17 protein-coding genes are annotated in these 14,025 nt (G+C 75.3%); 12 read left to right on the forward strand and 5 right to left on the reverse strand.

Annotated features, from left to right (window positions below; genetic code table 11):
- Positions 1–43 precede the first annotated feature (43 nt).
- Positions 44–337, forward strand: coding sequence for a hypothetical protein (locus tag KIK08_RS06635; protein ID WP_214402110.1), 294 nt, complete (start codon positions 44–46; stop codon positions 335–337).
- Between the two features lie 90 nt (positions 338–427).
- Complete coding sequence (locus tag KIK08_RS06640) at positions 428–1,207, forward strand: sporulation protein (RefSeq protein ID WP_214402111.1); 780 nt, start codon at positions 428–430, stop codon at positions 1,205–1,207.
- 47 nt (positions 1,208–1,254) lie between these two features.
- Here the strand turns inward: KIK08_RS06640 and KIK08_RS06645 are convergent, their stop codons facing one another.
- Positions 1,255–2,490, reverse strand: a complete 1,236-nt coding sequence (locus KIK08_RS06645) for a threonine synthase (RefSeq protein WP_308257453.1) — start codon at positions 2,488–2,490, stop codon at positions 1,255–1,257.
- 100 nt (positions 2,491–2,590) lie between these two features.
- Here KIK08_RS06645 and KIK08_RS06650 point away from each other — a divergent pair, with 100 nt between their 5' ends.
- Complete coding sequence (locus tag KIK08_RS06650) at positions 2,591–3,250, forward strand: hypothetical protein (RefSeq protein ID WP_214402113.1); 660 nt, start codon at positions 2,591–2,593, stop codon at positions 3,248–3,250.
- A 213-nt stretch (positions 3,251–3,463) separates the two neighbouring features.
- Here the strand turns inward: KIK08_RS06650 and KIK08_RS06655 are convergent, their stop codons facing one another.
- Positions 3,464–3,703: a PLDc N-terminal domain-containing protein gene (locus tag KIK08_RS06655; protein ID WP_214402114.1), complete on the reverse strand. Its 240-nt coding sequence runs from the start codon at positions 3,701–3,703 to the stop codon at positions 3,464–3,466.
- A 127-nt stretch (positions 3,704–3,830) separates the two neighbouring features.
- Between KIK08_RS06655 and KIK08_RS06660 the strand changes: the two genes are divergently transcribed.
- Positions 3,831–4,832: a zinc-binding dehydrogenase gene (locus KIK08_RS06660; protein ID WP_214402115.1), complete on the forward strand. Its 1,002-nt coding sequence runs from the start codon at positions 3,831–3,833 to the stop codon at positions 4,830–4,832.
- A 4-nt stretch (positions 4,833–4,836) separates the two neighbouring features.
- On the opposite strand, the gene KIK08_RS06665 is transcribed toward KIK08_RS06660, so the two are convergent.
- Positions 4,837–5,646 carry a crotonase/enoyl-CoA hydratase family protein gene (locus KIK08_RS06665; RefSeq protein WP_214402116.1) on the reverse strand — a complete coding sequence of 270 codons (810 nt, stop codon included), beginning with the start codon at positions 5,644–5,646 and terminating at the stop codon, positions 4,837–4,839.
- Positions 5,647–5,845: 199 nt separating this feature from the next.
- On the opposite strand from KIK08_RS06665, the gene KIK08_RS06670 reads away from it, so the two are divergent.
- The 6 genes from KIK08_RS06670 to KIK08_RS06695 all read left to right on the forward strand — a co-directional run bounded on the left by KIK08_RS06670 (position 5,846) and on the right by KIK08_RS06695 (position 11,641).
- On the forward strand, positions 5,846–6,163 hold the full coding sequence (locus KIK08_RS06670) for a hypothetical protein (RefSeq protein WP_214402117.1): 318 nt from the start codon (positions 5,846–5,848) through the stop codon (positions 6,161–6,163).
- Between the two features lie 39 nt (positions 6,164–6,202).
- On the forward strand, positions 6,203–7,027 hold the full coding sequence (locus KIK08_RS06675; RefSeq protein ID WP_214402118.1) for an SDR family oxidoreductase: 825 nt from the start codon (positions 6,203–6,205) through the stop codon (positions 7,025–7,027).
- A gap of 70 nt (positions 7,028–7,097) precedes the next feature.
- The gene (locus KIK08_RS06680; RefSeq protein ID WP_308257454.1) at positions 7,098–7,874 is read left to right on the forward strand and encodes a class I SAM-dependent methyltransferase; all 777 of its coding nucleotides are present in this window, start codon (positions 7,098–7,100) and stop codon (positions 7,872–7,874) included.
- Entirely contained in the window at positions 7,871–8,791 is a 921-nt protein-coding gene (locus tag KIK08_RS06685; RefSeq protein WP_214402120.1) for a S66 peptidase family protein, read from the forward strand. The genes KIK08_RS06680 and KIK08_RS06685 overlap by 4 nt, the downstream gene beginning before the upstream one ends.
- Before the next feature lie 47 nt (positions 8,792–8,838).
- Positions 8,839–10,377: a 1,4-alpha-glucan branching protein domain-containing protein gene (locus KIK08_RS06690; RefSeq protein ID WP_308257455.1), complete on the forward strand. Its 1,539-nt coding sequence runs from the start codon at positions 8,839–8,841 to the stop codon at positions 10,375–10,377.
- A 1-nt stretch (position 10,378) separates the two neighbouring features.
- Positions 10,379–11,641, forward strand: coding sequence for a glycosyltransferase family 4 protein (locus KIK08_RS06695; protein ID WP_214402133.1), 1,263 nt, complete (start codon positions 10,379–10,381; stop codon positions 11,639–11,641).
- Positions 11,642–11,664: 23 nt separating this feature from the next.
- Here the strand turns inward: KIK08_RS06695 and KIK08_RS06700 are convergent, their stop codons facing one another.
- Together KIK08_RS06700 and KIK08_RS06705 are read right to left on the reverse strand one after the other, a co-directional pair.
- The gene (locus KIK08_RS06700; protein ID WP_214402121.1) at positions 11,665–11,826 is read right to left on the reverse strand and encodes a hypothetical protein; all 162 of its coding nucleotides are present in this window, start codon (positions 11,824–11,826) and stop codon (positions 11,665–11,667) included.
- Between the two features lie 88 nt (positions 11,827–11,914).
- Positions 11,915–12,670: an acyltransferase gene (locus KIK08_RS06705; protein ID WP_214402122.1), complete on the reverse strand. Its 756-nt coding sequence runs from the start codon at positions 12,668–12,670 to the stop codon at positions 11,915–11,917.
- A 49-nt stretch (positions 12,671–12,719) separates the two neighbouring features.
- On the opposite strand from KIK08_RS06705, the gene KIK08_RS06710 reads away from it, so the two are divergent.
- Positions 12,720–12,965, forward strand: a complete 246-nt coding sequence (locus tag KIK08_RS06710; RefSeq protein WP_214402123.1) for a hypothetical protein — start codon at positions 12,720–12,722, stop codon at positions 12,963–12,965.
- 884 nt (positions 12,966–13,849) lie between these two features.
- A partial coding sequence (locus KIK08_RS06715; protein WP_250556466.1) for a nucleoside hydrolase occupies positions 13,850–14,025 on the forward strand: 176 nt, incomplete at its 3' end.

A 14,025-nucleotide genomic window follows, 5' to 3' on the forward strand; every position in this document is an offset into this window, starting at 1 on the left:
GGCTGGGACGGGCAGGGCCGGACGAGCACGAGGGAACGCGCGCATGGTGGTGACCGGATACGACGATCGGCAGGGCTGCGGTTACGTGCTCAGCACCGGCCCGGACGCCGCCGACGCCGCGCCCGGCTCGCAGGCGGTCAGCCACGACGGCGTGATCGTGCTCGCCACCCCGGAGCTGGCCACGAGCCTGCGCGACGCGCTCGCCCACCGCCCCACGGCGATGCTGAGCTGGTCGGGCCCGCGGGTCCCGCTGACCCTGGAGGACCGCGTCCTGCTGGCCTGGCTGCGCCACGACGTCGGCGGCGTGCTGACCGTGCAGAACGCGCCCGACGCCTGACGCCGGACCGCGCGCGCGGTACGCGGTTCGAGCGAGTCGCCACGATAGGGTCCGCCCGGTTCGGGGGACTCGACCAGCTGGGGGGTAAGAATGATCTTCAAGCGGATCAAGGCCAGGTTCGGCGGCGGCACGACCGTCGACACGATCGTGCACACGCCGGCGACGCGGCCGGGCGGCCGGCTCGACGGCATCGTCGAGATCGTCGGCGGGGAGTTCGAGCAGGAGATCAAGTACGTCGCGCTGACCCTGGTGTGCCGGGTCGAGGTGGAGACCCAGGACAGCGAGCACAAGTCCGACGCGGAGTTCGCCCGCCAGCTCGTGGAGGGCGAGTTCACGCTGCACCCCGGCGAGCACCGCAACGCGCCGTTCTCGATCGAGGTGCCGCTGGAGACGCCGTTCAACGTGGTGAACGGCCAGGACCTGCCCGGCGTCCGGATCGGGGTGCGCACCGAGCTGGAGATCGCCAAGTCGTTCGACAAGGGCGACTACGACCCGGTCCGGGTCGAGCCCACGCCGGCCCAGCAGCGCGTGCTGGGCGCGCTGGAGCGGGTCGGCTGCCGGTTCAAGAGCACCGACGTCGAGCGCGGCCACATCCGCGGTGCGGCGCTGCCGTTCTACCAGGAGCTGGAGTTCTACCCGCCGGCCTCGCTGTCGCGCTCGCTCAACGAGGTCGAGGTGACGTTCCTGACCCGCCCGCACGAGATCGAGGTGATCCTGGAGGGCGACAAGAAGGCCGGGCTGTTCACCGAGGGCGACGACCGCGTCCGCCGGGTCCCGCTGCCCTACGACCTCATCGACTCCCCCGACCTGGAGCGCGTCCTGGACGACCAGCTGCACGAGCTGGCCCGCCGCCGCGGCCTCTTCGGCTGACCGACCCCGTCGAGAACGAACTTGTCGTGATCGACAGGCCCTGTTGATCACGACAAGTTCGTTCTCGACGGGATGGGGGTGCCGGTGCGGGGCAGCACGGGCGCGTCGACGGGGACGGTGCCGGGGTAGATCAGGCCGGCGCCGGTGTTCAGGACGACGACCTCCTCGTCGCCGCGCAGCCACCCCGACTCGCGCAGCCGCCCCACCGCCGCGAAGCAGGCCGCGCCCTCCGGGCAGATCCACGCGCCCTCGTCGCGGGCCAGCGCGGACTGCGCGGCGAGCAGCTCCTCGTCGGTCACCGCGATCGCGGTGCCGCCCGTGTCGCGCACGGCGTCGAGCACCAGGAAGTCGCCCAGCGCCTTGGGCACCGTGATCCCGAACGCGACCGTGCGCGGGTCGGGCGGGGGCGTGCTCTCGGCCAGGCCGGCGGCGAACGCGTCGACGATCGGCACGCAGCCCGCTGCCTGCACCGCCACCAGCCGCGGCAGCTCACCGCGCAGCCAGCCCAGCTCCCGCAGCTCCCGCAGCGCCTTGTGGATGCCGATGATCCCGACGCCGCCGCCGGTCGGGTAGAGGATGACGTCGGGGGCCCGCCAGCCGAGCTGCTCGACGATCTCGTAGCCCATCGTCTTCTTGCCCTCGATGCGGTACGGCTCGCGCAGCGTCGAGGTGTCCTGCCAGCCGGGCCGCTCGGCGACGGCCGCCTTCACCAGCGCTCCGGCGTCGCCGATCAGGCCGTCGACCAGGTACAGCTCGGCGCCGGTCACCGCGACCCCGCGCCGGGTGATCTCCGGCGCGTCCACCGGCATCGCGACGAGCGCCCCGATCCCGGCCCGCGCCGCGTAGGACGCCCACGCGGCCCCGGCGTTGCCGTTCGTCGGCATCGCGATCCCGGCCACCCCCAGCTCCGCGGCCCGCGACACCCCGACGGCCGCGCCGCGCGCCTTGAACGAGCCGGTCGGCACGAGCCCCTCGTCCTTCATCCGCAGCGCCGGCACGCCCAGCCGGGCGCCGTGGCGGGGCAGCTCGACCAGCGGTGTCATGCCCTCGCCCAGGCTCACCACCCGCGCGGGATCGCGGACGGGCAGCACCTCGTGGTAGCGCCACAGCGTCGGCGGGCGCGAGGCGATGTCGGCCCGGGTGACGGCCGCGGCGACCGCCCCCAGGTCGTAGCGGGCCAGCAGCGGGGCCCCGATCGCCGACGTGCCCTGCAGCACATCGGCGTCGTGGCGCGAGCCGTCGCGGGAGCACTCCAGGTGGGACAGCAACGAGTACGCGGTCACCCGACGATCATGCGTCGCCGGGGGGCGCCGTGGCCGAGTCCGTGACGGACGGGGCACCGACCGACGTGCCCGCCGCGTCGGGTTGGGCGAGGATGCCGGCATGCAGCTGCCGGACGGCGAGCCCGACCACGGGCCGTGGCGCGCCGTGCCCGTCGCCGAGGTGCTGGCCCGGCTGACCACCGCCCGGCCCGACCCGCCGACGCGGCCCTGGGTGGTCGCCGTCGACGGGCGCGGCGGGAGCGGCAAGTCCACGCTGGCCGGGGCGCTGGCCGCAGCGGCCGGGCCGCGCACCACCGTCGTCCACACCGACGACGCGGCCTGGCACCACAGCTTCTTCGACTGGGACCCGCTGCTCGCCGAGCACGTGCTGGCGCCCGCCCGGGAGGGTCACGCCGTCCGGTTCGCCCCGCCGGCCTGGCGGGAGCGCGGCCGGGAGGGCGCGATCGAGGTGCCGGCCGGGTGCGAGCTGCTGCTCGTCGAGGGGTGCGCCGCGGCGCGGCGGCGGCTGGCCCCGTACCTGGACGCCGTCGTCTGGGTGCAATCCGACCACGCCGTCGCCGACCGCCGGATGCGCGAGCGCGACCGCGACGACCCCGCGGCGATGGCCGTCATGGACGGGTGGAACGCCGCCGAGCTGCCGCTGCTGACCGCGGAGCGGGCGTGGGAGCGGGCGGCCGTGGTCGTCAACGGCACGCCGTCCGAGGAGCCGCCGCCCGGCCACGTCCTGGTGGGCGGGCTCGGAGCCGGCGGTCGGCGCTGACGCGGCGGCCCGTCCCCGTGGTGGACGCGGATGTCCGGTCCAGGCCGATCTCATGCTGGGGAAGGCCCGGCGGTGGTTCAGGAAAGCCACGTTCCTGAACCCACGGGACAGGAACGTGGCTTTCCTGAACCCGCGGGTCAGGAACGTGGCTTTCCTGAACCCAGAGGACAGGAACGTGGCTTTCCTGAACTCCGGCGGCGGGCCCGCTGGCGCTCAGCGCGGGCGGCGGCGACCGAACGCGAAGTAGCTGATCGGGCCGATGAAGTTGAGCAGCGAGACCAGCGCCCACACCCAGCGCGGCCCGCGGACGAGCGCGGGGTCCCGGCGGCGCAGGTCGAGCAGCGCCGCCGCGAGCAGCGCCAGCTGGACGGCCCCGCCGAACGCGACCCCGAGCCGGGCGTCGGGCGGGAGGTCGGCCCAGCGGCGCGACCGGACGGATCCGAGGACGGACATCGCCTCACCCCCGCCGGCCAGGGTGCCGCATCGCGGGGCGCTCGGGAAGTGCGCGACCGCGACCGCGTCGACGCGGGCATGATGGCGATCATCGAGGGCGGGAACGACGAGCGGAACGGGTGATCGCATGCTGGCCGGCCGGTTGCACCTGCGGACGAGGCGGTTCGAGGTCGAGGACGTGCCGGTCCCCGAGCCGGGCCCCGGCCAGGTCCGGATCAAGGTCGAGGCGGCCGGCGTGTGCCTGTCGGACGTGCACCTGATCGACGGCACGCTGACGCCGGTGTTCCTGCCCGGCGACACGGTCACCCTCGGCCACGAGGTCGCCGGCGTCGTCGACGCGCTCGGCCCGGACGTGTCCGGCTGGGAGCCGGGGCGGCGGGTGCTGCTGTCCGCCGGCGAGCAGGGCCCCGGGGGCGAGACCCTGACCCGCGGCGTCGACTACGACGGCGGCTGGGCCGAGTACGCGCTGGCCACCGTCTCGACCCTGGTCCCCATCCCCGACGACCTGCCGTTCGAGCAGGCCGCGATCATCCCGGACGCGGTGTCCACGCCGTGGGGCGCGATCACCGCCACCGCGGCCGTGCGCCCTGCGCAGGCCGTGGGCGTGTGGGGCGCGGGCGGGCTGGGCGCGCACGCCGTGCAGCTGCTGCGGCTGGTCGGCGCGGCGCCGATCATCGTCGTCGACCCGCTGCCGGCCGCTCGCGACCGCGCCCTCGACCTCGGCGCCGACGTCGTCCTCGACCCGGCCGACGAGCGGTTCGTCGAGCGGGTCATGGCCGAGACGGGCACCGGCCTTGCTGTCGCCTTCGACTTCGCCGGGGTGACCGCGGTGCGCGAGCAGGCCCTGCTGTGCCTGGGGCCGCAGGGCAAGCTCGTGCTGGTGGGGCTGTCCGGGCAGCCGGTGACGATCGCCGACAGCAGCCGGTTCGGGTTCCTGCAGCAGCAGGTACTCGGCCACTACGGCTACGGGCCCGGCCACATCGAGGAGCTGGTGGCGTTGACCCGCCGCCACCGGCTCGACCTGTCCCGCTCGGTCAGCGGGCTGGTCCCGCTGGCCGACGCCGCGAAGGCGGTCGAGCAGCTGGAGCGCAAGACGGGCAACCCCATCCGGCTGGTCCTGAAGCCCTGAGGGCTCAGTCCGCGAACTTCGGGGCGCGCCGCTCGAACCGGGCCGTGACGGCCTCGACCTGGTTCGGGCTGCCGATCAGTGCACCGATCTCCTGCTGCTCGGCGGCGAAGCCCTCGGCGAGGTCGACGCGCCCGGCCATGTCGAGCAGGCGCTTGGCGCCGCGCACGGAGTGCGGGTTCATCCCGGCGATCGTGCGGGCCAGCTCCCGCGCCGCGGCGATCGGGTCGTCGGCGACGCGGGTGGCCAGGCCCAGCTGCGCGGCCTCGGTGCCGGACACCTTCCGCCCGGTGAAGACCAGTTCCTTGGCCACGTCGCGGCCCACCAGCTCGGGCAGCACCTGGGTGCCGGTCATGTCGGGCACCAGGCCCCAGGGCACCTCCAGCAGCCCGAGCGACGCGTCGGGCGCGACGATGCGGATGTCGGCGCCGAGCGCGACCTGCAGCCCGCCGCCGAGCGCGTTGCCCCGGATGGCGGCGATCACCGGCACCGGGAGCTCGGCCCACACGTGCACCGCGCGCTGGCCCGTCGCCCTGGCCGGGCCGGTGGGCTCGGGCAGCTGCGCCGTCGCCGAGAGCCGCGCGCCGCCGCCGGCCATGGCCTGGAACGACCCGAAGTCCAGGCCAGCGCAGAAGTCGGGGCCCTCCCCGGACAGCACCACCACCCGCAGCGACGGGTTCGAGGCCAGCTCGGTGCCGGCCAGCACGAGCGCCTCGAACATCGCCGGGTCGAGCGCGTTGCGCTTGTCCGGGCGGTTCAGCCGCACGTCGGCGACCCCGTCCTCGATCGTGACCCGGACCCGCTCCTCGTGCCCCATCGCACTCCCTCCACCGTCACCGATCCCCGGATGCTACGTGCTCCCGCCCGGAAAAGCGGAGACTCAATAGCGCCCGGCGGGCAGGACGAAGACCTCTTCCCGCCGATCACCGCAAGTCACCGTACGCAGTCACCCGATGACTGATTGCGAGAACGGGCGGGGCGGACGAGACTCCTGCCGTCACCTGGGAGGAGGCGTCGTGCCGCTCACCGTCGCCGGGTCCGCGGTCGGCCTGGTCGCCCTGCTCCTGTGTACGGGCGCCGCGGCGCACTGCCTGCGCCACGACCACCCCTTCGCCGGCCTCGGGTTCCTGTTCGCCGGTCCGGCCGTGCTGCTGGCCGCGCAGGTCGTCGGGGCCGTCCAGGTGGCGGTGGCGCTGGCCGTCGTCGTGCCGGTGGGGGCGGTCGTCCGGCTGGTGACGCCGCGCCGACCCCTGCGGTCATCGACGGGCGGATCACCGAGGACGAGCGGCCCCCGTCCGGAAGGTGAGCACGGCGTGGACATTTCCCGGCGGTGACCCGGAATACCGGAGGCGCCTCCGGTAGTTCCACCGGGCATGACGGAGAAGATCTGGTTCATCACCGGCGCGTCACGCGGCTTCGGCCGCGAATGGGCCATCGCGGCGCTGGAGCGCGGCGACCGCGTGGCCGCGACGGCGCGCGACACGTCCACCCTCGACGACCTCGTCGAGCGCTACGGCGAGCGGCTCCTGCCGCTGCGGCTCGACGTCACCGACCGCGCCGCCGACTTCGCCGCGGTCGCCGCCGCGCACGAGCGCTTCGGCCGGCTCGACGTCGTGGTCAACAACGCCGGCTACGGGCACTTCGGGTTCGTCGAGGAACTCAGCGAGTCCGACGCCCGCGACCAGGTGGAGACCAACCTGTTCGGCGCGCTCTGGGTCACCCAGGCCGCGCTGCCGATCCTGCGCGCCCAGGGCTCCGGGCACATCCTGCAGGTCTCCTCGATCGGCGGGATCAGCGCGTTCCCGGTGGTCGGGATGTACCACGCGTCCAAGTGGGCGCTGGAGGGCCTGAGCCAGTCGCTGGCCCAGGAGGTCGCCGGATTCGGCGTCCGCGTCACGCTGATCGAGCCGGGCGGCTTCGCCACCGACTGGGCCGGCGCCTCCGCGCGGCACTCCGACCCGCTGCCCGACTACGCCGAGCTGCACGAGCAGGTCCAGAAGGCGCGCCGCGAGCGGATCGGCACCCCGGGCGACCCGACGGCATCGGCGAGCGCCGTGCTGGCGGTCGTGGACGCCGACGAGCCGCCGCTGCGGATCTTCCTGGGGTCGGCGCCGCTGGGCATCGCCACCGCCGACTACGAGTCGCGGCTGAGGACGTGGCGGGAGTGGCAGGACGTGGCGGAGAAGGCGCAGGGCTGACCCGGGCCGGGGCCGGTTCGGCGCGGGCCGGGCGATGACGAACCGGCACCCGGTCTGGAACGGTCGCAGCGTGGCTCCCCGCTCCCCCACGCCCGTCGACGCCCTGCCCGAGGTGCTCCCGCTCACCGGCGAGCGCACCGTCCCCGGCATCCCGCGGGAGAACTACTGGTTCCGCCGCCACGAGGCCGTCTACCTCGCCCTGGCGCGGCGGTGCGCGGGAGCCGTCGTGCTCGAAGCCGGGTGCGGCGAGGGCTACGGCGCCGACCTGCTCGCCCACGGCGCCCGCGCGGTGCTCGGCCTCGACTACGACGCCCCGACCGCGGCCCACGTCGCTAACCGCTACCCGGCCGTCGGCGTGGCCAGGGCGAACCTGGTGGCGCTGCCGGTCCGCGACGGGGCCTGCGACGTCGTCGTGTCGCTGCAGGTGGTCGAGCACCTGTGGGACCAGGAGCGGTTCCTGCGGGAGTGCCGGCGGGTGCTGCGCCCCGGCGGCGCGCTGCTGGTCTCCACGCCCAACCGGATCACGTTCTCCCCCGGGCGCGACACCCCGCTCAACCCGTTCCACACCCGCGAGCTGGCCCCCGCCGAGCTCGGCGATCTCGTCGCCGCGGCCGGGTTCGCCGACGTCGAACTGCTCGGCCTGCACCACGGGCCGCGGCTGCGCGAGGTCGACGCCCGCCACGGCGGCTCGGTCGTCGACGCCCAGGTGGCCGTGGCGCTCGACGACGGCGACTGGCCGGCGGCGCTGCTGGCCGACGTCGCCGCGGTGCGCGCGGAGGACTTCGTGCTCCGCGCCGACGACCTCGACGCCGGCCTCGACCTGCTCACCGTGGCGGTGCGCCGGTGACCGGGTCGCTGAGCGTCGGCCCGGGCGACGCCGTCGCGCTCGTGTCGCCGGCCAGCCCGTCGCCCCCGGAGGCGGTCGACCGCGCCCACCGCCTGCTGCGCGGCTGGGGCCTGCGGGTCGTGGACGGGGGCGGCGACGGGCACCGCGGCGACCCGCGCATGGGCTACCTCGCGGCGCCGGACGCGGTGCGCCTGGCCGAGTTCCAGGCCGCGTGGGACGACCCGGACGTCCGGGCCGTCGTGTGCCTGCGCGGCGGGTACGGGACCCAGCGCATCGTCGACGCCATCGACTGGGACCGCGGCCGCAAGCTGCTGGTCGGGTTCAGCGACATCACCGCGCTGCACCTGGCGCTGTGGACGGCGACCGGGCTGCCGAGCCTGCACGCGCCGGCCGTCGGCGGGCGCACCGGCCCCACCCCGGAGGCCGCCGAGTCGCTGCGCCGGGCGATGGTGTCGTTCGGCACCAGCGCCACCCTGCGCGCCGTGCCGAGGGAGCCGACCTACGCCCTGCGCAGCGGTCGCGGCGCCGCGCACGGCGTGCTGCTGGGCGGCAACCTCGCCGTGCTGGCCACGAGCCTGGTCTCGCGGCACTCGTGGGAGGGCGTCGTGCTGCTGCTGGAGGACGTCGACGAGCCGCCGTACCGGGTCGACCGCTGGCTGACGTTCCTCGGGCGCTCCGGCGTGCTCGGGCAGGTGGCCGGGGTGGCCGTCGGGAGGTTCAACGGCAGCGCCTACAACGGCGCGACCACCCGCAAGGTGCTCGCCGTCCTCGACGAGCGGCTGCGGCACTTCGGGGTGCCGTTCGCCGGCGGGTTCCCGGTCGGGCACGGGCCGGGGGCCGTCACGGTCCCGCTGGGCCAGCTCGCGACGCTCGACCTCGACCGCGGCGCGCTGCGGCTGGCCGGCGGGTCCGGGTGATCCACGGCGAGCGCCGGCGCAGTACGGTCGCCGCTCGGGGGTGATCGGTGGGCCGGCACGGCGTGGGCGACGGTGCGGTGGGCACGTTCTGCCTCGTCCTGCACAGCCACCTGCCCTGGCTCGCCCACCACGGCCGCTGGCCGGTCGGCGAGGAATGGCTCTACCAGTCGTGGGCGCACTCCTACCTGCCCGTCGTCGACGTGCTGCACCGGCTGGCCGAGCGCGGCCACCGCGACCTGCTCACCCTCGGCGTCACCCCGGTGCTGGCCGCCCAGCTGGACGACCCGCACTGCCTGCGCGGGCTGCACGACTGGCTGGGCGACTGGCTGCTGCGCGCGCACGGCGCCGCGCCCCGGCTGCCCGACCTCGCCGCGCACGAGCACCGCGCGGCCACGCGGGCGCTGGAGCTGTTCGAGGGGCGCTGGCGGCACGGCGGTTCGCCGGTGCTGCGCGCACTGGCCGACGCGGGCGCCGTCGAGCTGCTCGGCGGGCCGGCCATGCACGCGTTCGCGCCGCTGCTGCGGGCCCCGGTGCGGGCGTTCGCGCTGGAGGCCGGGCTGGCCGACGCCGCGCTGCGGACCGGGTCGCGGCCGGCCGGGATCTGGGCCCCGGAGTGCGGCTACGCGCCCGGGATGGCCGCGGAGTACGCGGCGGCCGGGGTCGCCCGCTTCCTGGTCGACGGGCCCGCGCTGCACGGCGACACCGCGCTGGCCCGCCCCGTCGGCGACTCGGGCGTGCTGGCCTTCGGCCGCGACCTGGACGTCACCTACCGGGTGTGGTCGCCGCGCTCGGGCTACCCGGGAGGGCGCGACTACCGCGACTTCCACACCTGGGACCACGCCTCGGGCCTCAAACCGGCCCGGGTGAGCGGGCGCTCGGTGCCGCCGCACGAGAAGCGGCCCTACGAGCCGGCGCGGGCGGCGGCCGCCGTCGACCGCGACGCCGCCGACTTCGTCCGGGTCGTGCGGGAGCGCCTGGTCGGGCTGCGGGAGCGGCTCGGCCGCCCCGCGCTGACCGTGGCCGCGTTCGACACCGAGCTGTTCGGGCACTGGTGGCACGAGGGCCCGGCCTGGCTGGAGCGGGTGCTGACCGCGCTGCCCGCGGCCGGCGTGCGGGTGACGACGCTGCGCGGGGCCGCCGATGCCGGGCTCGCCGGCGACCCGGTGGAGCTGCCGGCGTCGTCGTGGGGGTCGGGGAAGGACTGGCGGGTGTGGGCGGGCGAGCAGGTCGCCGACGTCGTCGCGCTCAACGACCGGGTGCAGAAGACCCTGCTCGACGCCGTGCGCCCCACCCGGGTGCGCGACCGCGCGCAGGACGCCATGGCCCAGGAGGCGTTGCTGGCGCTGTCCAGCGACTGGGCGTTCATGATCAGCAAGGACTCCGCGGCCGACTACGCCCGCCGCCGCGCCGAGACCCACGCCGCCGCCGTCGAGCACCTGGCCGCCGCCCTCCCCGCTCCCCTCCTCCCGCACCCCTTCGGCGCCCTGGACGCCCGGGCCCTGTTCCGTCGAGAACGAACTTGTCGTGATCAACAGGGCTTGTCGATCACGACAAGTTCGTTCTCGACGGGGGTCACCGGTGGGTAGGGTGCGCGTGCTGATGGTGTCCTGGGAGTACCCGCCGGTCGTCGTGGGCGGGCTGGGGCGCCACGTGCACGCGCTGGCCACCGAGCTCGCCGCGGCCGGGCACGAGGTCGTCGTGCTGTCGCGGCAGCCGTCGGGCACCGACGCCGAGACCCACCCCACCACCGACACCACGATCGACGGCGTCCGGGTGCTGCGGGTCGCCGAGGACCCGGCCCACCTGGAGTTCGAGACCGACATGGTGGCCTGGACCCTGGCCATGGGCCACGCGATGGTGCGCGCCGCGCTCACCCGGCTCGGCGACTGGCGCCCCGAGGTCGTGCACGCCCACGACTGGCTCGTCGCCCACCCGGCGATCACCCTGGCCGACGTCCTGGACGTGCCGCTGGTGGCCACCGTCCACGCCACCGAGGCCGGCCGCTACAACGGCTGGCTGTCGGCGGCGTTGAGCCGGCAGGTGCACTCCGTGGAGTGGTGGCTGGTCCGCCGCGCCGACGCGCTCATCACCTGCTCGCGGGCGATGCGGGCCGAGGTCGCCCAGCTCTTCGACGTCGACCCCGGCCCGATCGCGGTGCTGCGCAACGGCATCGCCCCGCGGCGCTGGCGGGTGCCGGCCGCGCGGGTGGCCGCGGCGCGGGCCCGGTACGCCCCGGACGGGCGCCCGTTCCTGCTCTACTTCGGCCGGCTGGAGTACGAGAAGGGCGTGCACGACCTGGTGGCCGCGCTGCCCCGCATCCGCCACGCGCACCCGGGCACGCGGCTGCTCGTCGCCGGCACGGGCACGATGGCCGAGCAACTGGTCGAGGTGGCCCGCCGCAGCCGCGTGCTGCGCAGCGTGCGCTTCCTGGGGCACCTGCCCGACGACGAACTGGCCGCCGCCATCGCCGCGGCCGACGCGGTGGTGCTGCCCAGCCGCTACGAGCCGTTCGGGATCGTCGCGCTGGAGGCGGCCGCCGCGGGCGCGCCGCTGGTGGCCTCCAGCGCGGGCGGGTTGGGCGAGGTGGTGCGGGACGGGGAGACCGGGGTGTCGTTCCCACCGGGGGACGTCGGGGAGCTGGCCCGGGCGGTGGGTCGGGTGCTGGTCGATCCGGCGGCGGCGGCGCGGCGGGCCCGGCGGGCGAGGGCGAGCCTGGGCACGGACTTCGACTGGGCGCGGATCGCCCGCGCGACCGCCGACGTCTACGCGGCGACCAGCCGGGGAGCTCGCGGGGAGCTGCCCCGGCCCAAGATCCCGACCGGCAACGCGTTCGCCGTCGGGCGGGGCTGACGGGCCCCGGTCACTGGCTCAGCTCAGGCCGCGCTGTCCGCGATCATGATCTTGGCGGCGGCGTCGGGGTACTCGTCCGCGAGCTCGGCCACGAGGTCCTCGCGGTCCTCGGCGATTGCGGAGTTGACCGCTGCGGTGTACTCCTGGTCGAGTGCGAGCAGGCGGCGCACTGTCGTGTCCTTCACGGTGGACCTTCCTCGGTCGGTACTACGGGATGCCTGGCGTCCAGTAGAACGTTGTCGATCTCGCCCCTGTTACCGATCTTGTCGCAGCTCACATCGATTCCGATCGTTTTAAGGTGCGGTTCACGTGGGCCTGCGTCTTGCGGGCGATGTCGGCCAGCGCGGCCCGCTCGGCCGCCGCGGCCTCGTAGTCCTCCTGCCGGTTGCGCACCACACGTGCGGGTGCCCCGACGGCGACCGAGTATTCCGGGATGTCGCCGCGGACCACGGCGTGCGCGCCCAGCACCGACCCGCGCCCGACCCGCGAGCCGCGCAGCACCGAGACCTTCGCGCCGACCCAGCAGTCGGGCCCGATCCGCACCGGCGTCTTCACGATGCCCTGGTCCTTGATCGGGACGTGCACGTCGGCGGTGCGGTGGTCGAAGTCGGTGACGTACACCCAGTCGGCCACGATCGTCGCCGCCCCGATCTCGACGTCGAGGTAGCAGTTGATCGTGTTCTCGCGGCCCATCACGACCTTGTCGCCGATGCGCAGCGAGCCCTCGTGGCAGCGGATGCAGTTCCCGTCGCCCAGGTGCACCCACCGGCCGATCTCCAGCCGGCCGTACCCGGGCCGGGCGTGCAGCTCGACCCGCTTGCCCAGGAACACCATCCCGCGCAGCACGACGTGCGGGTTGGCCAGCCGGAACCGCAGCAGCCGCCAGTACCGGACCAGGTACCAGGGCGTGTACGCGCGGTTGCGCAGCACCCAGCGCAGCGAGGCGGGGGTGAGGAAGCGGGCCTGGCGCGGGTCGCGCCGGCGGCGCAGCCACCGCGTCCACAGCGGCGACCCCCACATGCTGGTCATGCACCGAGCGTAGGCGTGTGCCCCCGGCCGGCGGCGGGTAGCCGGGCGCATGCGCATCGAGGAGTCCCGCGAGGGCGGGCCGGAGCCGGAGTCCCGTTCCGAGGAGGACCGCGTGGTGTCGCGCCGCGTGGACAACCCGACGGACGCCACCGAGGAGGACGAGCGCGCCTACGCCGCCGCCGACCCGGACCCCCACCCGTCGCCGAACCACCCGACCCCCGACGCCGCCGGCACCACCGAGCGCGCCGACCGCGACCTCGCGTCGGAGTCCGACGAACCCACCCGCAGCGAGTGACCGTCGAGAACGGGCTGGCTGGACGAGAGCCGCGCTCTTGCGACCAGGTTGGACGAGAGCCACTCTGGTGCGGCACGCCCGCGGAGCGGGTGCGTGGGTGAGCGCCGAAGGCGCGAACCCGGGGCGCGCGGTAGCACGCCCACACCCCCCGCAACGAGGCCCCTGCTTGATCATGGGCGCTGCGCGCCCACCGGGCCGGCCCGGCGCGGCTCGCGGCGCTGCGCGGCGCCTCGCCGGCGCGCTCGCCGCTCCAGGGTGTCCCCGCAGCACCGGGTGTGTGCTCGCAGCCCGCCGGCGCGCTGCGACAACCCAGCCAGCGCTGTGATGTCCGCAACCAGCGCCCGACACCATGCTGGACCTGCGAGGACACCTCGTTGCGGCCGGCCGAGCGAGCACGGATCTCGGTCCACCAGCGCAAGCCAACGAGCGCCACCCGTCCAGCGGGCAGCACGCCCACGGCGTTCGCTCCTCGCAGCACCCGCGGGGTCCTCACAGACCGCCGGCGCGCTGCGACGACCCCACCAGCCCTGCGACAACCCAGCCAGCGCTGCGACGACCAGCCAGCGCTGCGATGTCCCGGTCAACCCTGCGCCACCACGCCAGCCCTGCGAGGGCACGCCAGCCCTGCGAGGGCACGCCAGCCCTGCGAGGACGCCCCTCCTCGCGCCCGGCCGCACGAGCGCGGCTCTCGTCCGACCCCGCCGCACGAAAGTGGCTCTCGTCCCGCCGCTGATCTCGCAGGGCCGGCTCCCGTCGAGAACGACGTTGTCGTGATCCACAGGGCCTGTTGATCACGACAACTTCGTTCTCGACGGGGTTAGGGTCGCGGGGTGCGGGGGCTGATCATCGACACCGACCCGGGCGTGGACGACGCCGTGGCGATCATGCTGGCGCTGGCCTCGCCGGAGGTCGACCTGCTGGCCGTCTGCACGGTGTTCGGCAACGTGGCGGTGCCCGACACCACCGCCAACGCCGGGCGGATCCTCGCGCTGTGCGACCGCGAGGACGTGCCGGTCGGCGCCGGGGCCGCGCGCCCGCTCGTGCACCCGCAGCGGGAGCA

It is taken from the genome of Pseudonocardia lacus, from assembly GCF_018531445.1.
Classification (GTDB): Bacteria; Actinomycetota; Actinomycetes; order Mycobacteriales; family Pseudonocardiaceae; genus Pseudonocardia; species Pseudonocardia lacus.